The organism is Mycobacterium sp. IDUB_19, from assembly GCF_055419445.1.
Genome location: NZ_JBVAXR010000013.1, coordinates 38,923 through 65,019, shown reverse-complemented (window position 1 = coordinate 65,019; position 26,097 = coordinate 38,923). Strand labels below are relative to the sequence as shown.

22 protein-coding genes, 1 pseudogene and 1 riboswitch are annotated in these 26,097 nt (G+C 65.7%); of the genes and pseudogenes, 8 read left to right on the top strand and 15 right to left on the bottom strand.

The window, feature by feature from the left end; translation table 11 throughout:
* Positions 1–129 precede the first annotated feature (129 nt).
* The 3 genes from ACZY0B_RS13010 to ACZY0B_RS13000 all read left to right on the top strand — a co-directional run bounded on the left by ACZY0B_RS13010 (position 130) and on the right by ACZY0B_RS13000 (position 2,878).
* Positions 130–615 (top strand): VOC family protein, encoded by a 486-nt coding sequence (locus ACZY0B_RS13010; protein WP_463764523.1) that lies wholly within the window; start codon positions 130–132, stop codon positions 613–615.
* 114 nt (positions 616–729) lie between these two features.
* The gene (locus ACZY0B_RS13005; RefSeq protein ID WP_463764522.1) at positions 730–1,632 is read left to right on the top strand and encodes an alpha/beta fold hydrolase; all 903 of its coding nucleotides are present in this window, start codon (positions 730–732) and stop codon (positions 1,630–1,632) included.
* Positions 1,633–1,636: 4 nt separating this feature from the next.
* The gene (locus ACZY0B_RS13000) at positions 1,637–2,878 is read left to right on the top strand and encodes a WS/DGAT/MGAT family O-acyltransferase (protein ID WP_463764521.1); all 1,242 of its coding nucleotides are present in this window, start codon (positions 1,637–1,639) and stop codon (positions 2,876–2,878) included.
* Positions 2,879–2,884: 6 nt separating this feature from the next.
* Here the strand turns inward: ACZY0B_RS13000 and ACZY0B_RS12995 are convergent, their stop codons facing one another.
* Complete coding sequence (locus tag ACZY0B_RS12995) at positions 2,885–3,490, bottom strand: MarR family transcriptional regulator (protein WP_463764520.1); 606 nt, start codon at positions 3,488–3,490, stop codon at positions 2,885–2,887.
* Positions 3,487–5,091 carry a pyruvate, phosphate dikinase gene (locus ACZY0B_RS12990; RefSeq protein ID WP_463764606.1) on the bottom strand — a complete coding sequence of 535 codons (1,605 nt, stop codon included), beginning with the start codon at positions 5,089–5,091 and terminating at the stop codon, positions 3,487–3,489. The genes ACZY0B_RS12995 and ACZY0B_RS12990 overlap by 4 nt, the downstream gene beginning before the upstream one ends.
* A 176-nt stretch (positions 5,092–5,267) precedes the next feature.
* On the opposite strand from ACZY0B_RS12990, the gene ACZY0B_RS12985 reads away from it, so the two are divergent.
* Positions 5,268–5,780 carry a DoxX family protein gene (locus ACZY0B_RS12985; RefSeq protein ID WP_463764519.1) on the top strand — a complete coding sequence of 171 codons (513 nt, stop codon included), beginning with the start codon at positions 5,268–5,270 and terminating at the stop codon, positions 5,778–5,780.
* Here the strand turns inward: ACZY0B_RS12985 and ACZY0B_RS12980 are convergent.
* Positions 5,777–6,835 (bottom strand): GGDEF domain-containing protein, encoded by a 1,059-nt coding sequence (locus tag ACZY0B_RS12980; RefSeq protein ID WP_463764518.1) that lies wholly within the window; start codon positions 6,833–6,835, stop codon positions 5,777–5,779. The two genes, ACZY0B_RS12985 and ACZY0B_RS12980, sit on opposite strands and share 4 nt — an antisense overlap.
* 106 nt (positions 6,836–6,941) lie before the next feature.
* The gene (locus ACZY0B_RS12975) at positions 6,942–8,306 is read right to left on the bottom strand and encodes a flavin monoamine oxidase family protein (RefSeq protein ID WP_463764517.1); all 1,365 of its coding nucleotides are present in this window, start codon (positions 8,304–8,306) and stop codon (positions 6,942–6,944) included.
* A gap of 199 nt (positions 8,307–8,505) precedes the next feature.
* Between ACZY0B_RS12975 and ACZY0B_RS12970 the strand changes: the two are divergent.
* A pseudogene (locus ACZY0B_RS12970) lies at positions 8,506–9,003 on the top strand (citrate/2-methylcitrate synthase); the annotation flags it as partial.
* 20 nt (positions 9,004–9,023) lie between these two features.
* On the opposite strand, the gene ACZY0B_RS12965 reads toward ACZY0B_RS12970, so the two are convergent.
* The 3 genes from ACZY0B_RS12965 to ACZY0B_RS12955 all read right to left on the bottom strand — a co-directional run bounded on the left by ACZY0B_RS12965 (position 9,024) and on the right by ACZY0B_RS12955 (position 11,654).
* Entirely contained in the window at positions 9,024–10,919 is a 1,896-nt protein-coding gene (locus ACZY0B_RS12965) for a hypothetical protein (protein ID WP_463764516.1), read from the bottom strand.
* Positions 10,920–11,137: 218 nt separating this feature from the next.
* Positions 11,138–11,335, bottom strand: coding sequence for a hypothetical protein (locus ACZY0B_RS12960; protein ID WP_463764515.1), 198 nt, complete (start codon positions 11,333–11,335; stop codon positions 11,138–11,140).
* 97 nt (positions 11,336–11,432) lie between these two features.
* On the bottom strand, positions 11,433–11,654 hold the full coding sequence (locus ACZY0B_RS12955) for a hypothetical protein (RefSeq protein WP_463764514.1): 222 nt from the start codon (positions 11,652–11,654) through the stop codon (positions 11,433–11,435).
* A gap of 121 nt (positions 11,655–11,775) precedes the next feature.
* On the opposite strand from ACZY0B_RS12955, the gene ACZY0B_RS12950 reads away from it, so the two are divergent.
* Positions 11,776–13,536, top strand: a complete 1,761-nt coding sequence (locus ACZY0B_RS12950; RefSeq protein WP_463764513.1) for a DUF3556 domain-containing protein — start codon at positions 11,776–11,778, stop codon at positions 13,534–13,536.
* Positions 13,537–13,605: 69 nt separating this feature from the next.
* Here ACZY0B_RS12950 and metE read toward each other — a convergent pair whose 3' ends face one another.
* From metE to ACZY0B_RS12910, 8 genes are all read right to left on the bottom strand, one after another.
* On the bottom strand, positions 13,606–15,876 hold the full coding sequence (gene metE / locus ACZY0B_RS12945; protein ID WP_463764512.1) for a 5-methyltetrahydropteroyltriglutamate--homocysteine S-methyltransferase: 2,271 nt from the start codon (positions 15,874–15,876) through the stop codon (positions 13,606–13,608).
* Between the two features lie 137 nt (positions 15,877–16,013).
* A riboswitch (cobalamin riboswitch) is annotated at positions 16,014–16,215 on the bottom strand.
* Between the two features lie 51 nt (positions 16,216–16,266).
* Complete coding sequence (locus ACZY0B_RS12940) at positions 16,267–16,908, bottom strand: SDR family oxidoreductase (protein WP_463764511.1); 642 nt, start codon at positions 16,906–16,908, stop codon at positions 16,267–16,269.
* Positions 16,909–16,927: 19 nt separating this feature from the next.
* Entirely contained in the window at positions 16,928–17,770 is an 843-nt protein-coding gene (locus ACZY0B_RS12935) for an SDR family oxidoreductase (protein ID WP_463764510.1), read from the bottom strand.
* Between the two features lie 101 nt (positions 17,771–17,871).
* A complete protein-coding gene (locus ACZY0B_RS12930; protein WP_463764509.1) occupies positions 17,872–19,179 on the bottom strand; it encodes a TetR/AcrR family transcriptional regulator in 1,308 nt (435 codons plus the stop codon).
* 155 nt (positions 19,180–19,334) lie between these two features.
* The gene (locus ACZY0B_RS12925) at positions 19,335–19,994 is read right to left on the bottom strand and encodes a nitroreductase family protein (RefSeq protein ID WP_463764507.1); all 660 of its coding nucleotides are present in this window, start codon (positions 19,992–19,994) and stop codon (positions 19,335–19,337) included.
* Positions 19,991–21,091, bottom strand: a complete 1,101-nt coding sequence (locus tag ACZY0B_RS12920) for an acyl-CoA dehydrogenase family protein (RefSeq protein ID WP_463764506.1) — start codon at positions 21,089–21,091, stop codon at positions 19,991–19,993. Before ACZY0B_RS12920 ends, ACZY0B_RS12925 begins: the two co-directional genes overlap by 4 nt.
* Positions 21,088–22,242 carry an acyl-CoA dehydrogenase family protein gene (locus ACZY0B_RS12915; RefSeq protein WP_463764505.1) on the bottom strand — a complete coding sequence of 385 codons (1,155 nt, stop codon included), beginning with the start codon at positions 22,240–22,242 and terminating at the stop codon, positions 21,088–21,090. The genes ACZY0B_RS12920 and ACZY0B_RS12915 overlap by 4 nt, the downstream gene beginning before the upstream one ends.
* A gap of 76 nt (positions 22,243–22,318) precedes the next feature.
* Entirely contained in the window at positions 22,319–23,302 is a 984-nt protein-coding gene (locus ACZY0B_RS12910) for an SDR family NAD(P)-dependent oxidoreductase (protein ID WP_463764504.1), read from the bottom strand.
* A gap of 91 nt (positions 23,303–23,393) precedes the next feature.
* On the opposite strand from ACZY0B_RS12910, the gene ACZY0B_RS12905 reads away from it, so the two are divergent.
* Both ACZY0B_RS12905 and ACZY0B_RS12900 read left to right on the top strand, forming a co-directional pair.
* A complete protein-coding gene (locus ACZY0B_RS12905) occupies positions 23,394–25,088 on the top strand; it encodes a nitric oxide reductase activation protein NorD (RefSeq protein WP_463764503.1) in 1,695 nt (564 codons plus the stop codon).
* Positions 25,089–25,153: 65 nt separating this feature from the next.
* Positions 25,154–26,005, top strand: coding sequence for an AAA family ATPase (locus ACZY0B_RS12900; RefSeq protein WP_463764502.1), 852 nt, complete (start codon positions 25,154–25,156; stop codon positions 26,003–26,005).
* Positions 26,006–26,097: the final 92 nt, after the last annotated feature.

Genomic DNA, 26,097 nt, shown 5'->3' with positions numbered 1-26,097 from the left:
GTCCTCTCACCTAGATCGTCCCTCGACGTTACCGAGGTCGTCTACACATTTGCGTGCGAGGGGGTGCGGCGGTGAGTTCCGGCGCCCGCCGAGGTCTATTAGGAAAACCCAACAGAGTAGGAGATTCCCGTGCCATCGATCACGCCCTCGCTGTGGTTCGACCACAACATGGAAGAGGCGGTGACGTACTACGCCTCGGTGTTCCCGAACTCGCGAGTCGAGGATCTCAACCGCAGCACCGACGCCGGTCCCGGCGAGCCCGGCTCGGTGCTCTCGGGCACGTTTGTGCTGGACGGCAACCGGTTCATCGGGATCAACGGCGGTCCGCATTTCAAGTTCAGCGAGGCGGTGTCGTTCACGATCGACTGCAAGGACCAAGACGAGGTCGATTACTACTGGAACCGGCTGACCGACGGTGGCGAGGAATCGCAATGCGGCTGGTGCAAGGATCGCTACGGGCTGAGTTGGCAAGTCATCCCGGAGCGGCTCTACGACCTGGTGAGCCATCCCGATCCGGCCCGCGCGGCGGCCGCTACCCAGGCGATGTACGGCATGCGCAAGATCGTCATCGCCGAGCTCGAGCGGGCAGCGGATGCGTTGAGCGAAAACCCTTGATGCGGTGACGTTTTAGAGATTCTTTCGCTCCGGTCGGTGCGGTCTGGATCCGCACGCGTTAGGTTGGTCCGTGCGGACGCGCCGAAGAGGAGTGAAGATGGCGGACTACCCGAGATGACCGAGCCGCGGTGGATCGACGTGCCGGGCCCTCCCGGCGACCTCAAGGCGCTGACCTGGGGCCCGCCCGACGCCCCGATCGCCTTGTGTCTGCACGGCTTCCCCGACACGGCCTATGGCTGGCGCAAGATGGCCCCGCTGCTTGCCGCATCGGGTTGGCGGGTTATCGCACCGTTCATGCGTGGGTACGCCCCCTCGTCAATTCCCGACGACGGCAGCTATCACGTCGGCGCGATCATGGACGACGCGCTGCGCGTGCGCGCGGCCGCCGGCGGCACCGACCGCGACGTGGTGATCGGTCACGACTGGGGTGCACTGGCGGCCACCGGCCTGGCCGCGATGCCCAACAGCCCGTTCACCAAAGCCGTGATCATGTCGGTGCCGGTGTCGGCCGCATTCCGCGGCCAGGTGAGCGAGCGAGGCCGGCTGGCCCGCCAGCTGCCGCGTCAGCTGCTGCGCAGCTGGTACATGTTCTACTTCCAATTGCCTGTGCTGCCAGAGCGTTCCGGGCCCTGGATACTGCCGCTGTTGTGGCGACGATGGTCTCCGGGCTATCGCGGCGCCGACGAGGATCTGCGCCACGTCGACGCCGCGATCGGAACACCGGAAAGTTGGCGGGCGGCGCTGGGGACCTATCGGGCCACGCTTCGCAATACCAAGCCGCCGCAGCGGTACGCCGAACTCAACCAGCTGTGGACCGAGGCGCCCATCTTGCCGACCTTGTATCTGCATGGTCGTGACGACGGTTGTATGACTCCGGCTTTCGCGCACTGGACGGAAAAGGTGCTCCCCGCCGGCAGCGAAGTCGCGATCGTCGACCATGCCGGGCATTTCCTGCAGCTTGAACAGCCCGAGAAGGTTGCCGAGCGGGTGCTGGCGTTCGTCGGCTCACCGGGCTGACGCCATGGCTGCGCGCCGAATGGCGGCCGTCGATGCGCAGTTCTACTGGATGTCGGCCAAAATCCCCAGCGACGAGCTCCTGCTCTACGCATTCGACGGCGAACCCGCCGACGTGCGCGGTGCCGTCGAACAGGTGCTGCGTCGGGCGCGGGCATGTCCCGAACTGGGGTTGCGGCTCGACGACGGATGTTCGCTGACGTATCCGCGGTGGGTTCCGATGACAGTGGCGCCCGAGCAGGTGGTCTGTCACGATCTGGCCGACCGCAGCTGGCACGGCGCCCTGGCGGCGGTGGCCGGCCTGGCCGACAACCAGCTGGACCTTCGCCGGATGCCGTGGCGGCTGCACGTGTTCACGCCGGTGCTCGGCATTCCTGGCGTCGACGGTCGGGGCCTCGTTGCGGTGCTGCAGGCACCGCACGCGCTGGCCGACGGCGCCCGCGGTGCGGCGCTGGCGGCCTGGCTCTTCGGCCGGGCGACCCCGGTGCCCGCGGTGCAACGGCCGTCGCCGGGCATCTTCTGTTGGCGGGCAGCCGAAGCGGCGCGTGCCCACCGCGGGCTGGTTCGCGACACCCGAGCGGGACGGCTGTCGCCCGGGGTCGGCTTTCGGCCACCGCTTTCGACTAATGCCCGCCCCGACGGTGCCCGTTCGATGCGAACGCTGATACGCCACCGCTCGCAGCTGCGCGGGCCCACCGTCACCGTTGCCGTACTCGCTGCCGTGTCCACCGCGTTGTCGCGTCTACTCGGCGATGCGGCCGCTTCGCTGGGCGCGGAGGTGCCGATGGTCAAACCCGGTGTACCCCAGGCGAACAATCACTTCGGCAACGTCGTCGTCGGGCTGTACCCGCAGCTCGAGCTTGATGCACGACTCGAGCGCATTGCCGCCGACCTGGCCAACGGCCGGCGCCGCTTCGAACATCCGGCGACTCGTTCGGGCGACCGGGCATTCGCAGCGGTACCTGCCTCGCTACTGCGTTGGGGCGTCTCCCATTTCGACACCGACGTGCGGCCCACGCAAGTGCTCGGCAACACCGTGGTGTCCAGCGTCAACCGCGGGCCCGCCGATCTGCGCTTCGGGGCTGCGCGCGTGGTGCTGACGGCCGGCTATCCGGGATTGTCCCCGTCGATGGGTCTGACGCACGGAGTGCACGGCATCGGCGAGACCATCGCGATCAGCGTCCACGCGGCGGAGTCGGCCGTCACCGACGTCGACGCCTACCTGGAGTTGCTGGATGCCACGCTGTAAGAAGGCCTACTGCGCATCACCGGATCTGGCCGCTTCCTCGCGGGTGAGGCCGACGGCGCCGATCAGCTCCTCGTGCCATTCGAACCACACGGTGTGGTACGAGTCGATGAGCGGGCGGGTCAGCCAGGCGCTGTCGCCGGACTTTACTTTGCCAAGTGCCGCAACCAGTTTCGCCGAATAGGTGTTCAGCCGTGGCAGTTGGGCGCCGACCGCGGCGATGATCGGCAACACCCTGGCGTGCACCTGGTCGAGGCGGGCCAACACCGCGGCGTCGTATTCGGCGTCGTCGTGTGCGTTGGGCGGGCCCTCGGGGCCGCCCTTGAGCTGCCAGTCGGTGACCAAGGATTTCAAATCATTGTTCACGCTTCGGAAGTCGTCATACGCGGCGGTCATCGCGGCCGAGTCGATGCCCTCGCGCTCCTCGGCGAGCAGCGCGTCCAGCCGGTCGCGACCGCTGGGGCTGATCCGCAACGTCGCCCCGCCGACCAGCAAGCCCGCCGCGGTCAGCCGTTCGGTGACGTCGTCAACGTTTTCGCCCAGGGTGGCGGCCAGGTCGGCCGGGGTGACCCGGCCCTTGAGCCGGATCGTTTGCAGCACGGCCAATTCGGTCACGCCGGGCCCGTCAGTCGCAGCGCGGCCAGCATGACGATCAGCGGGGAGGCCGAAACCACATCGGTACGCCCGTTTTCCAGGGCGGTGCGCACCGCGGCGTCGGAGGTGTCGTCCAGCCTCGGGTGGTCGCCGTCGGCGTGTGCACGCAGCGGGCTGAGCCGCCGCGCGATCTCGGCGAGTTCGCGTAGTTCGGGCGTATCGTTCTCCGACCACGAGGACGGGGCCAGATTGCCTTCGCGCACTTCGCCTTCGTAGCCGTCGACGGTGATCTGTCTACCGGCCAGCGTTGCGGCGACTCCGTTGCCGCAGCCCACCACCGCCACCCTGCCGAGTTCGCGGCTGACCACCGCGGCGTGGCTGGCGGCCCCGCCGACCTCGGTGACGATGCCTTGCGCGGCCAGCATGCCCAGGACATCTTCGGGGCGGGTGTGGTCGCGCACCAGGATGACCTGCTCGCCGCGGTCGGCGGCATCGAGCGCCTCGTCCACCTGCGTGTATGCCTTACCCGAGACTACGCCCGGGCAGGCGGGCAGTCCTTTGGCCAAAAGCGGTGCGGCCAAACGTATTTCGGGTTGCAGTGCGGGCAGCAGCAATGCCTTGACGTGTGTCGGGGTCACCCGGCGCAGTGTCTCGGTGGCGTCGATGAGCCCCTCGTGGTGCAGTTGCAGCGCCAATCGGACCGCCGCCTGCGCCGAGCGTTCGGCCGCCCGGGTCTGCAACAGCCAGAGTCTGCCGTCTTCGACGGTGAACTCGATCTCTTGCACGTCGGACCCGAGCCGCTCCAAGGTGCGGGCGACATCCATCAGCTCGTCGTAGACCGCCGGTTGCTCGTCGCGCAGGGCGGCGATCGGTTCCACGTCGACCAATCCCGAGACCACGTCGTCGCCTTGGCCGCCGGGGAGCCATTCCCCGAAAGGCTCGTTGGCGCCGGTGATCGGGTTGCGTGAGAAGAGCGCTCCGGCACCGGAATTGGGGCCGAGGTTGCCGAACACCATGGCCTGCACGACCACCGCGGTGCCGCCACGATCGTCGAGGCCGTAGTGGTCGCGGTAGGCAACCGCACGCGGCGAGTTCCACGACGCGAACACGGCCTCGATGCCCGCCCGTAGCTGCGCGTACGGGTCGTCCGGGACGGATTGCGATTCGCCGCCGACGATGCGCTGGTACATGCCGGTGAACCGCAGCCGGGTGTCGCGGGCGAAGTTCTCGGTTCCCGATGCGGCCAGCGCATGTTCGACGGCATCGTTGAGGCCCAGGTTCAGGATTGTGTCCATCATGCCGGGCATCGAGAGCGTGGCCCCCGAGCGAACGCTGACCAGCAGCGGACGCGGGCCCCGGCCGAACGTGCGTGAGGTTTCGCGCTCCAGCCACTTCATTCGGTCGAGCACGTCGTCCCAGATCGCGTCCAGCGTGGCCGCGGGCTCGGTCAGACACCGCAGACCCACCTCGGTGGTGATGCAGAACGCGGGCGGCACCGGCAAGTCGTGCCGGCGCATGACTTCGATGCCGTGGCCCTTGTTGCCCAGGATCTCCCGCGGATGCTCCGCGTCGCCGTTCAGCAACACCACGGTGTGGTCGGTGGAGGTGGCCGCATGCCCGATCGATCTGCTTTCGGGGGTGCTGTTGCCTCGTGCGATACGAGCCGTGGTGCACCCCCTCCTGGTTCAGCTAGTTGTGGCAATCGCGGGAACGCCCGCTATGTTCCCACACGAATCGCCAGACACAGCCGCTCACCGCTGCTGTTATCCGATCCGCCCGATGATCTAGGTTGGCACGTATGACTCCCTATGACGTCGGATTACTGATCCTGCGGCTGGTGCTGGGCGTGACATTGGCCGCGCATGGCTACAACAAGTTCTTTGGCGGCGGCCGGATACCGGGCACCGCGCGATGGTTCGAGAGCATCGGTATGAAGCCGGGCAAGTTCCACGCCACCGTGGCCGCCGCCACCGAAATCGCCGCGGGACTGGGCATGGCCCTTGGGCTGCTCACGCCGATTCCGGCCGCGGGCTTTGTCTCGCTGATGCTGGTCGCGGCGTGGACCGTGCATCGCCACAACGGGTTCTTCATCGTCAAAGAGGGCTGGGAGTACAACCTGGTCCTGGCGCTGTCCGCGATCGCCGTGGCCACACTGGGACCCGGCCGGCTCAGCCTGGACTGGGCGATCTTCGGGATCAACGACCCGCTGATCGGCTGGAACGGGTTGCTGATCTCGGTGGGGCTCGGCCTCGCCGGAGCCATCGGCCAGTTGCTGATCTTCTACCGGCCGCCGGCTAAGCAGACCGGCTAGCTTCCCAGCGCTCCGCGGCGCAGGTCGGCGTCCGCGGCGCCCGGAAGTTTCTTCCGCTTGGCGTCGTACAGCTCGGCGTCTGCGGCCGCGTACAGCAAGGCGATGTCGGCGCTTGCACCGTTGTGAGATGCGGTGCCGATGCTGGTGCCCGGCGTGTGCAGGCGGACGTCGGCGACGAACTGCTCCCAATTGCCCTGCGTCGGGCCCTCGCCGTCGGCGATACACACCGCGAACTCGTCGCCACCTAGCCTGGCCAGAACGGCGTTGGCGGGCGCCAGCTTTCGCCAGCGCTCCGCGCGGCTGATCAGATGTTCATCGCCGGCAAGATGACCCTGGGTGTCGTTGATCTGTTTGAAGTTGTCGATGTCGAGCACGATGACGGTGACAGTGACAGCTGCCGAACGGGATCGGGCCAACAGGTCAGCGGTGGCGATCTCCCAGCCCGCTCGATTGAGCAGGCGGGTCAGTGGATCGGTGCACGCCGCGTCGACCAGGGCTCGCATCAGCAGCCCGAACGACTCGGCGGCCCCGACGATCGCGATCGCGAAGATGAAGTAGTCGATCACCAACTTCGGGGCCGGCGCGACCGCAAGAGCCAGCACCGACGCCCCGGTCAGCACGGCCACCAGGGTCGCGCCGCGGCGCGGGGAGTGGAAGGCGCGCAGGTACATCGCCAGGAAGATCGGCGCGATCAGGCAGACGAACTCGGCGATCATCGCCACGTGGAAGGCCATCACGATCGGGGTGGCCGCGATCGCCGCGGCCGTCGCCGGCGCGGTCCTGTCGGGACGGACGCCCAGCCAGGCCAACGCCGCGACGCCGAGGCAGATCGCGACGATACCGCCCGCCGGATTCGCGTACGTCAGGCCGTGGCGAATCGGGAAGAGAGTGAACACCACGCCGTAGAGGTACAGAAAGGTGGTGGCGCCCAGATAGATTCGGAGCAGCCGAACCTGTTCCCGGGCATAGAAACCACTGCCGGCCCTAGCGCTTAGGCGGAGCCGATATCGCCGAGTTGCGCGACGACCGACAAGGCCTGGGAGGTTTACACCCATCCCGCCAACTCTCTTGGTCAGGCCCCCGTGATGCCGACATTCGGCTCATTCTGGCACCGAACCGTTGGGCGGGCACGCCCGGGATGACCAGGCTGGCGTATCCCGGCTAGGCGACCGCGGCGGTTTCGGCCGCTGTCACCTCGGCAGCGGCGCGCTCCCCGGAACGAATCGCTCCATCGATCCACCCGCACATGACCGCCGAGCTCTCGGTGCCTGCCCAATGGATACGACCGCAGGGTTCGCGCAAGGTATAGCCGTATTCGGTCAGCACGCCGGTGGGGGCGTGGCCGATCATTCCGCCACCGGAATAGCGGTCCACAGTCCAGTTCTGCTCGTGATATTCCAGCGGCGCTTTGGCCTTGCTGCCGAACCGGTCGACGAGCTCGCCGATGACCACCGACTTGCGCTCGGCCTCGTCGAGGGAGGTCAGCCGGCGCGCGGCGGATCCCTCGGTGATGACGCACATGATGCCCGGGTCCGCGGTGTCGGTGCAGGCATCGATGGTCAGGGTAGCCGGGGAGTTCGGCGCGGCGGACTGGCCGGACAGTCCGTCGGCACGCCAGAACGGCTCGTCGTAGAAGATCGAGATCTTGATGACCGCGCCGCTGGGAATGCGCTGGTGCAGAAATGCTCGGTCCACCGGGAGCATTGGCTCGTAGAGGATCGAGGTGGCGATCGCCAGCGGGATCGCGACAATGACTCGGCGCGCCCGCACCGTCATATCGGCCGCGCTGATTGTCACACCGTCGGCATCCTGGGCGATTTGCCGGACCGGCTGCGAAAGGTGCAGTGCGTCGCCCAGTGCGGCCACCATCGGGCGGTGCAGGGCGCCCATCCCACCGACCGGGCGGGCGTCTTGGGAACCACCCTTGCCCGAAATCGCGAACGTGAGTCCGCCGGCGGAGGCCGTCTGCAGCAGCCCCCACAGCAACGACGTCTCTGACGCTGCCGAGGTGTAGAGACCGGCAAAGGCCATGTCCAGCATCTCGGCGGCCTCGTTGGACATGGTGTTCTTATGGATCCATTCCCCAATGCTGATTCGGTCCCACTCCTGGGCCTTCTTCGCCTCCCACGGCGCCTCACGCGGAATCGCCTTGGTCATCTTCTCGATGCTGGCCAGTCCGAGCCCGAGGTTGGCGACGGCCCACGGGCTCACGGTCCACGGGATGGTGCCGCCGTAGCGGTGCTTCTTGCCGCCGACGATCATCATCGCGTCGCCGTCGTTGTGTTGCTTGTATTCCGGTACGCCGAACTCGCTCATCAACGCGTAAATCCGGTCCTGGCCCGGCCCGATCCACGCGCCACCGCGATCGATCCATGTCCCGTCGTCGCGAGTGACGGTGAATGTGCGACCACCTACCCGGTCGCGAGCCTCCAGCAAGGCCACCGAGTGCCCCGCTTGCTTCAGCCGGAACGCGGCTGTCAGACCCGCGAAACCCGCTCCGACAACGCAATAATCGACGTCTGCCACGATCGGCTCCTCGGTTGCAGTTGGGTGCTAGCAGCAAACTACACCGATCGCGGCGTGGCAATAGTGGGTTCGCGCGGATTTCACGCGGAGTTCAGGCCGATTGCTCGTGCCGAGCCAACCGGCCGGGCGCCCTGGATGCTTGACGCTGACGCAAATTGTTAAAAGTGTTGGCTGACCGGTGTTTTGACGGTCTCGCAGGAGCGCGGTCACCGGGGCCATCGGTGCGCTCAAGGGCACCCTGCACGGCGGCGCCAACGAGGCCGTCATGCACGACATGATCGAGATTAGCGATCCGCGTAACGCGCGAGAATGGTTGCGCGGCAAGCTCAGCCGTAAGGAAAAAGTCATGGGATTCGGACACCGGGTCTACAAGAACGGTGACTCCCGCGTACCGATGATGAAGGAGGCGTTGAGACGCGTGGCCGCGAGGCGCGACGGCCGGCTCTGGCTGGACATCTACAACATCCTGGAAGCCGAGATGTTTGACGCCGCCGGCATCTTGCCCAATCTCGACTTTCCGACTGGTCCCGCGTACTACCTGATGGGATTCGACATCGCCTGCTTCACGCCGATCTTCGTGATGAGCAGGATCACCGGGTGGACCGCTCACTTCATGGAGCAGGCCGCGTCGAACTCCTTGATCCGGCCGCTGAGTGCCTACTCGGGGCGCGAACAGCGGGCACTGGCATTCAAGTAAGGCGGCTAGTCCGCGCTGACCTACAGGCGATCGAGCGTTCGGAAATCGTTGGTCCCGAACCAATGGTCGTTGAGATCTATCCAGGCCTTGTCGATGTCGGCCTTGGGTGAGCCGTCCCGCGTCGCGATCTCCCAAAGCCCGTAGTAAGCCCAGCCGTTTCCGGGAAAAGTCCCCGTCGGGATTCGGAGGTTGGGATTGCCGTCGGGGAGTTTGTTCAGGCTCGTGAACAGGTCCTGCTTGGCCGTCGCCAAATCGCCTGGTCCCCCATGGCCGGCGTCCACCCTCCGGATCAGGATCGAGGCCAGCGTCTGGCCCGCGGGGTAGAGCCACAAGGGAGGCTCGATATAGCGCATGGCGTCCTGGATATCCCTAGCGTGTTCCGCAGCCTTTACCGCGGCGTCCCAGTTCGTCTTCCAGACCGCCACCTGCGCATGTCCCAGGTCACTAAGGATCGCGGGCACACACCGGATGGGGGAGAGTTGGACGCCGGGCGCCGGATCGCAGCGCGCGTTCATGCCATATTTGGCGACGTCGTCATCCAATTCGCCGGCCGACTGCATGGGATCCTTTTTCTCCCAGATATCCGCCATCAGTTGCGTATAAGCGTAGGCAATGTTCGCGAGCGGCTGCTGTTCGAAAGAATTCGGTCGCTCGAATTTGCGAATATCCGCCGTGCTGGAAAAATTCACTTTTGCCAGATAATAGGCGGTTCTGTCCGCGTCCGCGTCGGCTCTGCTTGCTCTGTCTGGCATCGATTGGAGCAGCTTTTCTGCATAACGGTCAACATCGTGTTGCCCGTTGTCGCCGCTCAACGCTACGGCGGCGATTAAGAAACGAATATTGTGGAGGTAATAATCCATTATATAGCGGTCATCGTCCGGGCGATTCAATTCCGGCTCGGTACCGAAATACCTTTCGTCCGCTTCAATCGCTGCTTTGTTGGCTCTTATCGCGTTCTGCATGTCTCCCATGCGGTAATAGATGTGCGACGGCATGTGGACCAGATGACCTGCGTTCGGCGCAAGCGGTGCCAATAGGTCCGCGTATTGCTTAGCCGCGTCGGGCGTCGGCGACTGCTCCATCAGGTGGATATACCAGTGGATCGGCCCTTCGTTTGGCGGGTATTGGACGAATTTCAAGGCCCTCTCGAGTTGCTTCTTTGCCTCCGTGATCGGCTCTTTCGCACCAAGGACTGGATTTCCGTGTTCGTCCCAATAAGCCCATGGCGCCAGGTTCATCGCCGAATCGGCGAAGAGCGTGATGACGTTGGGGTCATCGCTGCCGAAATCCTTCAGCACTGTTTCCATCCCGGTATAATAGGCCCGGTTGCGATCCTGCTGGCATACTTTCTTGTCCGGATTTTTGCAATCCTCGTAACGTCCCCGGAGCGCCCGGATGATCTCGTCATCTTTCGGGTTTGGATTGGCTTCCCTGGCACGGTCGAGGGCGACATTTGCAGCCTCCCGGTCGGACTCCGATTGTGTCTTCATATTGATGTCTACTCCCAGCGGGAGAGCTTGGGCCCAGTGGCATGCCGAGCAAGGAATTCCATTCTCATCGGCCTCAGAAGCCGCTTTGCGGAATGCCCTTAGAGATTCGCGGTTGTTGAAAGCGAAGTAGAATCTCAGGCCTTGATCAAAATAGTCCTGTCCCCACGGCACGTGCCAATGCGCGCTTCCGATGTAGGGATACAACGGCGGATCGGGATCATTCTTGATCAGCTTAGCCAAGCCGCAGGCCTGGGTTGGCATCGCCGTGTCGTCGTCCTTACTCTCCATACTGGCAGCGGGCTGCGTCATGGGATCTTCGGACGGGCTTGCACAGGCAGCTTCCGGTTCGGAAGGCGAGCAGCATGCGCCAACGGTGAAAGCGATAATCGCCGCTGCCGACAATCTGTTCCGGAGTAAATTGAACATGATTCCCTCGTACCGTATCGGCAGACCCATTGGGGCGAAAGGAATTTTATTCCGCAACGCGTCGCGGCGCCACGATCTGACGGAACCCTTCGCGAAATCCGCCCACTGCAGTTTCGAGTTTCTGCTCTGGCGCGGTGAACTACTTACGGACGCTCCGGCCGTCGAGCGCCTACTCGGGGCGCGCGCGGCGGGCACCCGCCGGAGTGCAAGCTCGACGGCTAGCTGGGTCCGCCGTACTGCCACAACAGGACGTTGAATTCGGGCCCGGGTGGCTCACACCACATCGTCCGGCCGTTTGCGTCCTGGGTGGTTGCGTGCAACCCCGAGCACGGCTGACCCGGCGAGGGTGGCGCGGCGTTGGCAACACCGCTCCCGGCGATGAAGGTGGTCGGTGTGGCAACAGTAATGAGCGCCAATACGACGAATCTAAGTCTGTTGATGATGGACGTCTCCTAAGCCACATGCGGACTCAATCTGACGGTATCCGGGAACCGACCGGCTGGCAAAGGTCGGCTAGTCCGTCGGCCCGCCGTACTGCCACACCAGGCTGTGGTTGCCGGTCATGGTCGGGTTGCACCACATCGTCCGGCCGTTGATGTCCTGCGTGGTGGTGTGCAACTCCGTGCACGAGTCGCCCGCTGCGGGCGCCTGGCCGTATGCGGTGCCGGCGCCGAGCGAGCCGGCAGTCACCAGCGCCAGCGCGGTAGCCGAGATCAGGAACCGAAGTCTGGTCATGATGGACATCTCCTCAACGGGTGCCAACATCTCACGCTATCCGGCGAACAAACCGCGAGCAAAGGATGTCATCCGCGATCCTCAGCGCGCTTCGCTAGAACACGTTCTAGTCTGTGAAACCATGGGATTTCTCCAACCCGAACTGCCGCAGGTCGACATCGACGAGTGGAGCAAGCTCAGCCGCAGCGAAAAGATCCGGCCGATGGCACGACATTGGGCCGAGGTCGGCTTCGGAACGCCGGTCGTGCTGCACCTGTTCTACGTCGGCAAGATCCTGCTCTACATCCTGTTCGCTTGGCTGTTGGCGGTGCCGACCACCCGCGGGTTGGCCTTCACCCACGTCATGTCGTGGTACTCCGAGCCGATCGTGTTCGAGAAGGTCGTGCTCTACACGATGCTGTTCGAGGTGATCGGGCTGGGCTGCGGCTTCGGGCCGCTGAACAACCGGATCAAGCCGCCGCTGGGGTCGATCCTGTATTGGCTGCGGCCCGACACCATCCGGCTGCCGCCCTGGCCGAAGCGCGTCCCGGCGACCAAGGGCACGGCCCGCACGCTGGTGGACGTCGCGCTGTATGGGCTGCTGTTGCTGGTGACCTTCCTGACCCTGTTCGCCGACGGCACCGGCCCGGTGCCGGAGCTGAGCACCCAGGTCGGGTTGATCCCAACGTGGCGGATCGTGCTGATCCTGCTGCTCCTCGGCGTGCTGGGATTGCGCGACAAGGTGATCTTCCTGGCGGCCCGCGGTGAGGTCTACGCGACGCTGGCGGTGACGTTCGTGTTCGGCGGTGTCGACATGATCGTCGCCGCCAAGCTGGTGTTCCTGGTGATCTGGATGGGTGCCGCGACATCCAAGCTCAATAAGCACTTCCCGTTCGTGATCTCCACGATGATGTCCAACAATCCGCTGTTCCGTCCGCGGTTCGTCAAGCGGATGTTCTTCGAGAAGTTCCCCGACGACCTGCGGCCCGGACGGCTGTCGCGGCTCTTCGCCCACGTAAGCACCTTCATCGAAATGTGTGTGCCCGTCGCGCTGTTCGTCGCGCACGGCGGCTGGTGGACCGCGGTGGCCGCGGCGATCATGGTGATCTTTCACCTGGGCATCTTGACCGCGATCCCGATGGGCGTGCCGCTGGAGTGGAATGTGTTCATGATCTTCGGCGTGCTGGCGCTGTTCGTCGGCCACGCTCATACCGGACTGGCCGACCTGAAAAACCCTGTGCCAGTGGCGATTTTCATCGCGTTCATCGCCGGAATCGTGATCGCGGGCAACCTGTTTCCGCGCAAGATCTCGTTCCTGCCCGGCATGCGGTATTACGCCGGCAACTGGGACACCACGCTGTGGTGCATCAAGGCATCGGCGGACAAAAAGATCAACCACAACATCGTCTCGATCGCCAGCATGCCCGCGGCCCAGCTGGAGAAGGTGTACGGCAAGGAGCGCGCGCAGATCCCGATGTATCTCGGATATGCGTTCCGCGCCATGAACACTCACGGCAGGGCGTTGTTCACGCTGGCGCACCGAGCGATGGCCGGCGAGAACGAAGACGACTACGTCATCACCGACGGCGAGCGGATCTGCAGCACCGCAGTCGGATGGAATTTCGGCGACGGCCACATGCACAACGAGCAGCTGATCGCCGCGATGCAGCAGCGCTGCGGCTTCCTGCCCGGTGAAGTGCGGGTCGTGCTACTCGACGCGCAGCCCATCCATCGTCAGACCCAGTCCTATCGGCTGGTCGACGCCGCGACCGGCGAGTTCGAGCGCGGCATCGTCAAAGTCTCGGACATGGTCACCCGCCAGCCCTGGGCCGACGATGTGCCGGTCCAGGTGCTGTCGGAGCCCGAACCCGAGTCCGAGTCCGAACCCCAGCTCGAGGAGTAAACCCGCGAACCTAACGCCACTGCGAAATTTCGGTTTGAAAATCGCAGTGGCATTAGATTCGGCGCAGCCTTAGACCCCTGCGCGAACTTCCTGCGCGGCGGCGACCATGTTCTGCAGCGACGCGTTCACCTCGTCGGCGTTGCGCGTCTTGAGCCCGCAGTCGGGGTTGACCCACAGTCGCTCCGCCGGAACGGCTTTCAGCGCCGCGCGCAGCGATGCGGCCATCTCGCCGGTGCTCGGCACCCGCGGTGAGTGGATGTCGTAGACGCCCGGGCCCACGCTGTTGGCGAAGCCGACCGCGTTCAGGTCGTCCAGCACCTCCATGTGCGAGCGTGCCGCCTCGATCGACGTGACGTCGGCATCCAGATCGGAGATCGCGCCGATCACCTCGCCGAACTCCGAGTAGCACAGGTGCGTGTGGATCTGCGTTGCGTCGGCGACCCCGGAGGTGGCCAGCCGGAACGAACCGACCGCCCACCCCAGGTAGTCGTCCTGATCGGCGCGACGCGGTGGCAGCAGCTCGCGCAGCGCGGGCTCATCGACCTGGATCACCGCGATGCCGGCGGACTGCAGATCCACCGTCTCGTCGCGGATGGCCAGCGCCACCTGGTTGGCGGTGTCGGCCAACGGCTGGTCGTCACGGACGAACGACCAGGCCAGGATCGTCACCGGGCCGGTCAGCATGCCCTTGACCGGCTTTTCGGTCAGCGACTGCGCGTACTTGGCCCACTCCACCGTCATCGGCCGCTGGCGGATGACGTCACCGTAGAGAACCGGCGGCCGCACGCAGCGGCTGCCGTAGGACTGCACCCAGCCGTTCTTGGTGGCGAAGAAGCCGTCCAGCTGCTCGGCGAAGTACTGGACCATGTCGTTGCGCTCGGGCTCGCCGTGCACCAGCACATCAATGCCGAGGTCCTCCTGCAGCTTGATGACGTCGGCGATCTCCTGCTTCATCCTGCGGTCGTATTCGGCCTCGTCGATCTCACCGGCGACCAGCGCGGCGCGGGCCTTGCGAATCGCGACGGTCTGCGGGAACGAGCCGATCGTTGTGGTCGGCAGCGGCGGCAGGTGCAGCCGCTCCTCCTGGCTGGCACGCCGCTGTGCCGCGTCGCCGCGGTGGGTACCGGACGCCACGATCGAATCGATCCGGGCCCGAAGGTGGTCGTTGTGCAGCCGCGGGTCTTTCTTTCGGGAGGCCACGGCGGCGTTGGAGGCCGCGATCTCGTCGGCGACCGAGTCGCGGCCCTCATGCAGCGCCCGGGACAGCGCCACCACTTCGGCGACCTTCTCCTGCCCGAACGCCAGCCAGCTGCGCAGCGCATCGTCGAGACCGGTCTCCGGCTCCAGCGAATACGGCACGTGCAGGGTGGAGCAGGACGTCGAGATCGCGACCGTGGCCGCCGAACCCAGCAAGGTCGCCAGCTTGCCCAGCGCCGCTTCGAGGTCGGTGCGCCAGATGTTGCGCCCGTCGACGACACCGGCCACCAGGATCTTGTTGGCGAGCTCGGGCACCGCGGCCACCGCGGTGTCGGCACCGTAAACCAGGTCGACGCCGATTGCCTCGACGGGTGTGCGGGCCAGCGCCCCCAGCGAGTCGCCGGGGTCACCGAAGTAGGTGGCGACATAGATGGCGGGGCGGTTGCTCACCTTGCCCAGTGCGTTGTAGACCGCCTCGGCCAGGGCGGGGGCGTCGGGGGAGATGTCGGTGACCAGCGCCGGCTCGTCGACCTGCACCCACTGCGCGCCGTTGTCGGCCAGCAGCGACAGCAGCTCGGAGTAAATCGGCACCAGCTCCTGCAGCCGTTCGATCGGCGCGCCGCCACCATTGACGGCCTTGCTCAGCAACAGGAAGGTGACCGGTCCGATGACGACCGGACGTGCCGGAATGCCTTGCCCGAGAGCCTCTTTCAGCTCGGCGAGCACCTTGCCCGGGTCCAGCGCGAACTTCGTCCCGGGCTCGATCTCGGGAACGATGTAGTGGTAGTTGGTGTCGAACCACTTGGTCATTTCCAGCGGCGCGACATCTTTGTTGCCGCGCGCCGCGGCGAAGTAGCGGTCCAGCTCGTCGGGAACCTGCGCGGCCCGGGCCGGCAACGCGCCGAGCATGACCGCGGTGTCGAGCATCTGGTCGTAGTAGGAGAAGGTGTTCACCGGCACCGAGTCCAGCCCGGCGTCAACCAGGCCCTTCCAGGTGTCGCGCCGCAAGGTCGCGGCGATGTTTTCGAGGTCGGCTCGGCTGGTGCGTCCTGCCCAGTAGCCCTCGGTCGCGCGCTTGAGTTCCCGTTTCGGGCCGATGCGCGGAGAGCCGACAACTGTCGCTGTGAATGCTTGAGGGGTCACGATATTCGTCCTTCAATCGGCGTGGTGGCCACCGCCGGCGGACATGCAGCCGATCCGATTGCGGTGCGCACCTAAGTACTACCGTTAACGGCTGCAGCCAAACGCCCATTCCACGAGGCGATGAGCCGCCGAGCGCGGCGCGCCCGGCACAGCTGGCAGGTCTCCGGACTCGCAGGCGCGCACCGGGTGGTGCTCCTAGTGGCCGTCGCTTCCCAGTCTCAATCCTTCTGAGGACCAGTGCCTTATGACGGCGGTCGTTCCTGCATACCGTTGCGGGACAGTCCCGGATTCTCACCGGGTTCCCTCTCACGAAGCGTTACTAACGTTGCTTCGCTCGATGCCGGCGCCGCGGGTGCGGCGCAAGCAGACCAGCTGCGATGAGCAGCTTAGTCAGCCCGCCAACGCCACCGCGATCGGGATGTCTCCGTTGTTGAATTCGATGGTTCGCCGGATGGTCGAATCGTTGGCCAGTGCGGCGGCCACGACGAGCGCGACGTCGGCGCGGGAGACCTCACCCTTGCCCTGGCCGGCGACGATGCGGCCGGTAGCCGGCTCCAGCGTGAGCCTGCCTGGACCTAAAACGGTCCAGTCCAGTTCGCTGGCCCGCAGGTGGGTATCCGCGGCGGCCTTGGCTTCCGCGTAGGCGAAGAACGGATCATCCTGCGGCACACCATGATCCGGACCCGCGCCGAAGTAGGACACCATCACGAACCGCTTGATGCCGGCCTGCCCGGCGGCATCGATCACCCGGATCGCGGCATCACGGTCGACGGCATAGGTCCGCGCCGGATCGCCGCCGCCTGCCCCGGCCGAGAAGACGACCGCGTCGTGCCCGGTCAACAGATCGGCCAGTGCGTTGGTGTCGAGTTGCTCGATGTCGGCCACCACCGGTTTGGCGCCGGTGGCAGCGACCTCGTCGGAGTGGCCGGGATTGCGGAAGACCGAAGTCACCTCGTCGCCGCGCTCGGTCAGGATGCGAGCGAGTGGCAGTGCGACCTTGCCGTGTCCGCCGATGACGACGATGCGTGCCATGCCCCCGACGGTACCGCCGTTAAAGTTTGACGCGCCCCATGATGATGTCGATGATCGGCTTGCCGGGCGGGTAGGCGTTGGTCAGCGAGGCCATCGTGTGGCCGTAGTCCACCAGCACCGTGATCCCGTTGACGCCGAAGGCCGCGGCACTGTTGAGGAACGCCATCACGTCGCCCATCTGCTCGGGCGTGTGGACCTTGGAGCCGGTCTCGTCGCGGTAGTCCTGCGCGAAGGTCAGCCACAGGTCGGCGTTGGCCTGGGCCAGTGGCGTATCGGTCGGGCCCGGGCAGATCGCGTTGATGCGAATGCCCTTCTTCAGCAGGGGAAGGCCCTGGGTTGCCACGTAGGCGTTGACGATCTTCTTGCTGGTCCCGTAGTGGATGATGCCTTCGGCCTCGTGCGCCTCTGACCAGGCCACCGCCGACCCGTAGTCCGGTGTCGCCAAGAAGTCCGTCAGCAGTTCCAGGTCGTTCTCCCAGCCCATCCCGGCGACTGAGGAGATGAAGCAGATGGCCGAGCCCGAGGGAAGCTGGTTCTTTTCCAGCAACCGGTCGATGAGGTGGCGGTGCCCGATGAAGTTGATCTTCAGCAGGTCGGTCGTGCCGTCGGCAATGCCGGCGGCAGAGAACAGGGCGTGGACGGGACCGTCCAGCTGCTCTATCGCGGCGTCGATCGAGGCGGGGTCGCGCAGGTCGACCTGGATGTACTTGGCGACGTCATAGCTCACTGGCGCGTAATCCATCACGATGACTTCGGCGCCGAGCTCGGCGGCTGACTTGGCCGCCGCGGCGCCCATGCCAGTCGCGCCACCGACAACGAGAGCGCGCTTGCCGTCGTAGCGCAACCGATCGACAATGGTCATGGAAATCCCCTTCTCGGATAATGCCAACGCGGTTCTAACTGCTCAACTGTATGGGTAACAGTTATTTGGTTCAATACCGGGGGCCGATTAAATAGCCGGTCTTACTTGGCGCGAACGGCGGCACCGCGCAGCACGGTGTCGCGGGTGTGTATCAGCGCCGCCCGTTTCCCGACCTCGCGCAGAATGTTCTCCGGTATCCACTGCAGGCCGATGACGCAGCGCGCCAGCATCGCGGTGGAGGGAGCGTCGATGCGGATCTCACCGGAGCGAATGCCTTCGGAGAGCAGCGATTTCATCTGCCGCAGCCGCGTGGCATACAACCAGCCGGGGTTGGGGGTGTTCGGTGGTGACTGCCGCATCCACGCCAGCTGAATCCGGAATTCGTCGGAGAATTGGTCCAGCGCATTGACGTTGACCCAGCTCAGGGCGTCCAGCTTCTCGATGGGTGTGGCATCCGAGCGCAGCACGCTTACCCACCCCGCTTCGACCTTGCGTCCGAACGATTCCATGATCGAGGCCAGCAGTTCGTCCTTGGAGCCGATCACCCGATAGACGGTGCCGGTGCCGAGACCCGCGGCCGACGCGATGTCGCGGATCGTGGTGGCCTCATACCCTTTGCGGCCGAACTCGGTTCGCGCGACCGCGCGGACGTGGGCCGCCTTGTCGCTGGGATCGGCGTCGCTGTCGTCGGCCCACGACTCGATGACGTCGTTGGCGGCCGAGAAGGCGTTGGATCGATCCAATGCCGAATCGGTCGGTGGCCGGGCCGCCAAGCCCTGCAGGATGATTCGGCACAGTAGCTCTGCCACCTGGTCGGCAGGGGAGTTGTGCCGCATCACGTCGAGGCCGATCTGCAGCATGGTCTGACAGATGCGGTCGGCCAGTATGGGTAGATCGATGTCGGGCTTGATGTAGCCGCTCCACCGTCCGGCGCGCAGCGTTTGCACCATGGCCTCTTGAATCGCGACGGGCTGCTCGCGGGTCAGCTGCATCAGCTCGGGATCCGCGCTCGGTCCTTCGTAGAACGACATCTGCAGTGCTGCGCCGTGCCGCACGGCGCAGTTGGCGATGGCCGCTCCCAGCTCGATGATCTTCTCGGCGGCGGGTCGCGAATCGGCGTCGTCCAATCTGGCTTGAGCGTTTTCGCCGATGCGACGCAGATCATCCTGATAGCGGCGGATCAGCTCGATGAGGATCGCTTCTTTGGATTCGAAATGGTGATACAGGCTGCCGGGCAGAATCCCTGCCGCGTCGGCGATCTCCTGCAACGAGGTTCGCAATCCCGACGACGCGATCAAAGACGCCGCGGTCTGCAGAATCTCGGTGCGGCGCGTCCCAGAGTCGTCGGCCTGATCCAGGCGATCGGCCGTCGTCCGCTTGCCCTTGGCCAACGTTTCGGCTTTGGCCATGGCTAACGGTGCACATATCGAGAGGACTGCGGCCGGGCAAACCTACGCATTCGTCCTCCTGCCGAACCAAATCTTTGTTAAAGGCTATCAGATTGCCCGATCGGAAACCGGCTCAAATGCGCTGCTAACAGCGGTGACGGACCCATTCTAGGGCCCTAGAGGCCGGTGCCGTCCCAACGGTCCACCGCGACCACCTCATCGAGGGGCCGCCGCGGGGCGGGGGAGAAGGTGTGCCCGGACCGCAGCCGTCCCACCGGCAGCAGGGCGCCCTGGACATAGCTCGGCGGGATCCCGAGCAATTGCCGCACCTCGTCTTCGTGATGTAGGTGCAAGGTCGTCACGCAGGTGCCGTACCCGCGGGTGTGCAAGGCCAGCTGAAAGTTCCACACCGCAGGGAAGATCGAACCGTACAGGGTTGCCAGGTGAAACGATTCATCGCCGTCGATACGCGGCAAGTAGGGCTCGTAGCAAGGGATTACCAGCAGCGGCACCTTCGCCATGTTCTCGACCAGCCATTCCGTCGACGACATCAGCCGTCCCTCCGGCGTGTCGCCCGGCAGCAGATCGGCGAGCAGCTGACCGCCGACCCGCTTCAGATAGGCGTAGCGGTACAACTCGGCGATCTTTTCCCGCAGCGTCGGATCGGCGACCACCAGCCAACGCCAGGCCTGTGAGTTCGAGCCGTTGGCGGCCTGCAGGCCGATGCGCAGGCACTCGCGAATGTCCGCTAGGTCCACCGGCGCGTCCAGGTCGAGGGTCTTGCGCGCGGAACGGGTGGCGGTCAGCAGGTATTCGACATCCGTCGAGGCGCTCATTGGGACCCTCTCTTGGCAAGGCGCGCACCGAGTTCGGTGAGATATCCGTCGGGTCCACCGAGAAGTGCGCTCCAGGTCAGCAGGCGCTTGAGGTAGAGATGGGCATCGTGTTCCCAGGTGTAGCCGATCCCGCCGAACACCTGGATCGCGGTATCGCCCACGGTGGCCAGTCGCCCCGCGAACGCCTTGGCCCGCAGCGTGGCAAGATGCCGGTCGTCGGCGGGAAGTTCGGCGTCAGCCGCCCAGAGCGCGTGGATGACGCCGCTGCGGGCCAGCTCGATCGTCTCGTACATGTCGACGCACAGGTGCTGGATCGCCTGAAACGATCCGATGACCTGACCGAATTGCTTTCTGACCTTTGCATACTCGACAGCCATGTCCATAACGGCTCGCGCGGCGCCGAGTGCGTCGGCAGCAGTGGCGATCAGCAGGTCATCGATCACCGCCGAAACGTCAGCCGGCGCAGCCGTAGCCAGCCGCTGCGCGGGCGTGCCGTCGAGTCGGACGCGAAACTGTTTGCGGGTCTGATCGATACCGCGCTCGGGCTGCATCCAGAGCCCGGGGGAGTCGGTGTTCACCGCGAAGAGCCCGGTGCCGTTTGGATCTTCGGCCAGCACCAGCAGGACGTCGGCCGCTGCGGCATCGGACACCTCGCCGAGCTCACCCCGCAGCACGACGCCGTCACCGGCTGCGTCGACGGCGACATTCTCGAAGTCCAGGAAGCTGACGGTGGCGATCATCGTCCCGTCGGCGATTCCAGCCAAAAGCGTTGCGGCAATAGCATTGTCGCAGAGCCGCGTCAACGTGCGCGGCGCGGCGACCGCGGTCGACAACCACGGCCCCGGGTGCAGGGCGGCGCCGAGTTCTTCGGCCACGACGCCGGCTTCGACCATCGTCATCCCGGCCCCGCCGTGTTCCTCCGGCACCAGCAGCCCGGTGGCGCCGAGGTCGGCCAGGCCGCGCCAGACCACGTCGTCGACTCCGGTCGGATCGTCGAGCAGTTCGCGCACGTGACCCGAAATCGGTGCCTTGTCAGCAAGAAAGCGGCGCGTGGTGTCGCGCAACGCGACCTGTTCGTCGGTGAGCTCGAGGTTCATTTGCGTGGCAATCCGAGTACGCGCTGCGCGGTGATGTTCTTGTTGATCTGCGTGGTTCCGCCCGCGATGGTCAGCGAGCGTGACGTGAGGCGGTAGTTCGCCCACGCGGAATTGGTGCCGCGGGTGCCCAGCACGTCGAAGGCCAGGGCGGCCATGTCCTGTCCGATCTCGCCCCACACGGTCTTGGCGAGGCTGGCCGATCCAAACGCGGTGATTTCCGAGCCACCGTGCAGCGCCGCCGAGATCGACCGCTGGCAGAGCACCTCGAGATACTTGATGCGGACCGCGATTTCGCCCAGCCGCCGCAACGTCACGGGGTCGTCGAGGGCGTCGGTATTCGCGGCGATGTCGTCCACCAGTTCTTCCAGCCGCACCTGCATTTCGGCGTACAGCCGTGCGGCCCCGGCGCGCTCGTGGCTGAGCGTGGTGGTGGCCACCTGCCAACCGCCGTTCAGCGGTCCGAGCATCGCCGTAGCCGGCACCCGCACGTCGTGAAAGAACACCTCGGCGAAATCGGTGTCGCCGTTGAGCGTGACGAGCGGACGGACCTCGATGCCGGGCAGCTTCATGTCCACGATCAGGCAGGAGATCCCGTTGTGCTTCGGGGCGTCGGGATCGGTGCGCACATACAGCTGGCACCAGTGCGCCCGATGCCCCAGCGAGGTCCAGATTTTCTGTCCGTTGACCACGAAGTCGTCGCCGTCCCGCACCGCGCGGGTGCGCAGCGACGCCAGATCGGATCCCGCTTCGGGTTCCGACATTCCCTGACACCAGATGTCGTCGGCGCGCATCATGCGGCGGAGCAGTGTCTTCTTCTGGTCTTCGGAGCCGTACTGCATGATCGCGGGGGCGATGTTGTTCATCCCAATGACGTTGAGCGGCATCGGTGCCCGCGCGCGAGTGGTCTCCTCGGTGTAGATCAGTTGCTCGAGAACCGTCGCCCCGCGACCACCGTATTCGCGAGGCCAGGAGACGGCGGCCCATCCCGCGTCGGACATGGTCGCGCTCCAGCCGCGCAGCATCTCGAATGTGGCGTCGTCGCGGCCCGACGGCCGGCGGGCGGCCACCAGCTCATCGGTCAGGTTCGCGGACAGCCAGTCGCGCAGCTCGATGCGGAACTGTTCCAGCTCCGGCGGGTAGGAGAAGTCCACTTTTCCTTGACTCTGATCGTGGCTAACTGCGACTTAGCCGGACTTTACGGTGGAGCATTTCGGCGGTCAATAACGCTTATCGGGAATGTGCGTCAGGGAATGCGATCTCGGCGTTGCCCGGCATCGCGCTGACGCCGCGTCGCTCACAGACTTCCAGTACCTCGTCGACGATCGAGCCGGGTACCAGGAATCGCTCGGTGGCAGACATCTCTTCGAGATGTGCCTCGATGTCTTCCGCCGTCGGTTCGCTCTCGGTATCTGCGAGCCACCCAACGCTGAGTCCGACGAATATCCGCGCATACCGTCCGGCGGCAGCCGAATAGTTGCGGTGGGTGAATGTGCAGGCGCGGCTGGCCAGAAACGTCACCAGTGGCACGACGAGTTCGGGCCGAATGGCCTGCATGAAGCCGGATTCGGCGAGGAACTTCTCGTCACCGACCGTCTCGGTGACCATCCGCGAAAAGCCGGTTGGCATCACGGAATTCGCGAGTATCCCGTGCGCTTCGCCTTCGATCGCGATCACGTTCGTCAACCCCACCAGGCCGGCCTTCGCAGCGGCGTAGTGAGCCTCCATCGGCTGGCCGAAGATTCCGGCGGAGGACGAGATGAACACGAACCTGCCGCCCCCGTTCTTCTTCATCACGCGATACGCGGGCTGGGACAGATAGAACGCGCCGTCCAGATGCACGCGCAGCATTCGCGTCCAGTCCTCGTGCGAGAGGTCTTCGAACGCCACGCTGCCGAAGATTCCGGCATTGCTGACGACCGTGTCGAGGCGACCGAATGCGCCGACGGCCGCATCGATGATCGCCTGGCCGCCCGCCGGACTGTCCACCGAGTCGTAGGAGGCGATCGCGCGACCGCCCGCCTTCGTGATCTCGTCGACCACGTCGTCGGCGACGGCTCTGTCGGCGGCTTCATCTGGTAAGCCGCGCATTCCGCAGCCGAGGTCGTTGACCACCACCGCGGCGCCGCGGCGCGCCAGGTCCAGCGCGTAGAGGCGGCCGAGTCCGCGGCCGGCGCCGGTAACCACAGCTACCTGGCCGGTGAAGTCAATCATGATGTGCTCCTGACTAACCGACGGCTGTTTGACTGCTGTGACGCCGGACTTTACGGTGGAACAGATATTTGGTCAACAAGTCGGAGGTCGCGTGGGGGACAACGCACGTGCCGAGCGGTTGCAGGCCTTGGGCATGCTCTCCTCCGCGCTGGCGGGGCGGGCCGTGGCGGTGGCCGAGCTACCGCCGGGTGAACTCGCGTGGACGGACGGCCAGACGATTTATGTCGATGCCGCAGCGGGCGCGCGCGCGAGACTCGAGGCCGTAGCCGTACACGCGTCGATGATCGCCGCCGGCAGCCTGGACCCCGATGTGGTGGGCTCCTTGGTCCGTCACCCCCGGCTGGCGAGGCGCTACCTGGCGATCGAAGGCCACCGCGCACTGGTCGCCAACGCGCATTTACTACCAACCGTTTTGGTGTCGTTGGGCAACACGGAGATCGCCAGTCGCAGTGACTCGCCCGCTGCGTCGCTGGACCTGGCGACCGGACGATCAGCGATTGGCGACCCGGCACCGGAGTTCGGCGCTATCCGCGCCGCCAAGGTGATGGCCGCGAGCGCGCGGGTGGTCAAACAAGACGAAGAGGCACACGCGAAGCATGTTCCGCGGGGCCGCGGCGCGCAGGAGCTGCAGGAGCTCGACGACGGCGAGGTCGACGACTCCGACGATCCGGATCTGTTCACCAGCCCGGTCGGCGGGGGCGGTTTCATCGGCAAGTGGCTGAAGAAGATGTTGTCCTCTGCGCGCAAGACCGGCAGCGGCGGCGGAACGCCAGGCGCGGACACCCCGACGCACCGTACGAATTCCGGGAAGCGCGGTTTGCACGCCGTGTCATCGCTGGCCTCGACCACGAGCGAGGACATTGACGACGCCAAGGCCGCCGCGGACGGCGCGCGGTATCCGGAGTGGGATGTCGGCCGCAAGCGATACCGGCCCGCCTGGTGCACGGTGCGGGAAGTCGAGCCCAAGATCAAAGAATCGGCGACCCAAGCGATCGACGACGCGATCGGCGTGCGACGGCCGCTATCCCGACTCGGCATGGGGCTGCACCGTCGCCACCGTCAGCCGCAGGGTGACGACATCGACATCGACGCAGCGGTCGAAGCGCGCGTCGAGGTGCGGGCGGGATCGGTGCCCGACGAGTCGGTGTACCTGGACAGCTTGCGGCGTCGGCGCGACCTGTCGGTGCTGCTGCTTCTGGATGTGTCGGGGTCGGCGGGTGAGCCCGGAACGTTGGGGCGCACGGTGCATGAGCAACAGCGCGCGGCGGTAGCCAACCTGACGGTCGCACTGCACGACCTCGGTGACCGGGTTTCGCTCTACGCCTACTACTCGCAGGGGCGGTCGGCGGTAACCATGGTGCCCGTCAAGCGGTTCGACGACCATCTCGACGCCCACATCATCAGGCGGCTCAACAGCCTAGAGCCCGGCGCGTATTCGCGCCTCGGCGCGGCCATCCGCCACGGCTCGTCGGTCTTGGAGGCGCGCGGCGGCACGTCACGACGGCTCCTTGTGGTGTTGTCGGATGGCCTTGCCTACGACCACGGGTACGAGCGGGCCTACGGTGCCGCGGACGCGCGCCGCGCGCTGACGGAGGCGCGGCGCCGGGGGACCGGCTGCGTGTGCTTGACCGTCGGCGCGGGTACGGATGTCGCATCGCTGCGCCGGGTGTTCGGCAGTACCGCACATGCCACGATCGCGCGCCCGGATCACCTCGCCGGCGTGATCGGACCGCTGTTCCGGTCCGCGCTGCGCTCGGCAGAGGTTCGGCGGAGGGTGAACGTCTGATCGGGACAGATTGAAACAAACATCTGTTCCGGGTTAGGCTCCAATCAATCGGCAGAAGGGGCGTTATGACCAACGAGTCCGGGATCGCTTCTCGCAACGGTGCGGATCCCGACCCGGAACCCCGCGTTGCGGGGGTACGGCCCTATTACCAGGCGGTCGGCGGCGAAGAGGCCATCTTCAAAGCCGCCTACCGCCAGGGCCTGGCGCTCGTCTTGAAGGGACCGACGGGTTGCGGCAAGACCCGCTTCGTCGAGGCGATGGCCCACGACCTCGGCCGGGCGCTGATCACTGTTGCCTGTCACGACGACCTCACCACGGCAGACCTTGTCGGGCGCTATCTGCTGCGGGGCGACGAGACGGTGTGGGTGGACGGTCCGTTGACCCGGGCGGTGCGCGAGGGGGCGATCTGCTACCTGGATGAAGTCGTGGAAGCTCGACAGGACACGACCGTGGTGTTGCACCCGCTCGCCGACCACCGGCGGCAGCTGCCGATCGAGCGGCTGGGCATCACGCTGGACGCGGCGCCCGGATTCGGCCTGGTGGTGTCGTACAACCCCGGCTATCAGAGCGTGCTCAAGGACCTCAAGGATTCGACGCGCCAGCGCATGGTCGCCATCGAATTCGGTTTCCCCGCAGCAGATGTCGAAGAGGGCATCGTCGCGCACGAAGCGGGTGTGGATGCCCCGACGGCGGCCGAGCTCGTTCGTTTCGGCCAGGCCATCCGCCGCCTGGAAACCGGTGGTCTGCGCGAGGTCGCGTCGACCCGCGTGCTGATCGCGGCAGGACGGCTCGTTGCCGAGGGCCTGACCATGCAACAGGCGGCACGGGCGGCGATTGCCGGGCCGCTCACCGATGACGTGGCAGTGGGCCGGGCTCTGGGCGAGATGGTCGACGTCTACCTGGGCGGAGGCGGATAGATGATTGACGCTGCACACCGCCCCCGTTACCGTCTGAGCTACGGTCTGAACAAATATTAGGTCAGCCATAAATCGTTGCGAGTGAACCGGTC

What these genes read in the sequence shown, in the direction of transcription:
- ACZY0B_RS13005 (WP_463764522.1), top strand. Translation starts at nt 730, where the DNA reads ATGACCGAGCCGCGGTGGATCGACGTGCCGGGCCCTCCCGGCGACCTC.
- ACZY0B_RS13000 (WP_463764521.1), top strand. Translation starts at nt 1,637, where the DNA reads ATGGCTGCGCGCCGAATGGCGGCCGTCGATGCGCAGTTCTACTGGATG.
- ACZY0B_RS12985 (WP_463764519.1), top strand. Translation starts at nt 5,268, where the DNA reads ATGACTCCCTATGACGTCGGATTACTGATCCTGCGGCTGGTGCTGGGC.
- ACZY0B_RS12980 (WP_463764518.1), bottom strand. Translation starts at nt 6,835, where the DNA reads ATGGGTGTAAACCTCCCAGGCCTTGTCGGTCGTCGCGCAACTCGGCGA.
- ACZY0B_RS12965 (WP_463764516.1), bottom strand. Translation starts at nt 10,919, where the DNA reads ATGTTCAATTTACTCCGGAACAGATTGTCGGCAGCGGCGATTATCGCT.
- ACZY0B_RS12955 (WP_463764514.1), bottom strand. Translation starts at nt 11,654, where the DNA reads ATGACCAGACTTCGGTTCCTGATCTCGGCTACCGCGCTGGCGCTGGTG.
- ACZY0B_RS12950 (WP_463764513.1), top strand. Translation starts at nt 11,776, where the DNA reads ATGGGATTTCTCCAACCCGAACTGCCGCAGGTCGACATCGACGAGTGG.
- ACZY0B_RS12940 (WP_463764511.1), bottom strand. Translation starts at nt 16,908, where the DNA reads ATGGCACGCATCGTCGTCATCGGCGGACACGGCAAGGTCGCACTGCCA.
- ACZY0B_RS12935 (WP_463764510.1), bottom strand. Translation starts at nt 17,770, where the DNA reads ATGACCATTGTCGATCGGTTGCGCTACGACGGCAAGCGCGCTCTCGTT.
- ACZY0B_RS12930 (WP_463764509.1), bottom strand. Translation starts at nt 19,179, where the DNA reads ATGGCCAAAGCCGAAACGTTGGCCAAGGGCAAGCGGACGACGGCCGAT.
- ACZY0B_RS12925 (WP_463764507.1), bottom strand. Translation starts at nt 19,994, where the DNA reads ATGAGCGCCTCGACGGATGTCGAATACCTGCTGACCGCCACCCGTTCC.
- ACZY0B_RS12920 (WP_463764506.1), bottom strand. Translation starts at nt 21,091, where the DNA reads ATGAACCTCGAGCTCACCGACGAACAGGTCGCGTTGCGCGACACCACG.
- ACZY0B_RS12910 (WP_463764504.1), bottom strand. Translation starts at nt 23,302, where the DNA reads ATGATTGACTTCACCGGCCAGGTAGCTGTGGTTACCGGCGCCGGCCGC.
- ACZY0B_RS12900 (WP_463764502.1), top strand. Translation starts at nt 25,154, where the DNA reads ATGACCAACGAGTCCGGGATCGCTTCTCGCAACGGTGCGGATCCCGAC.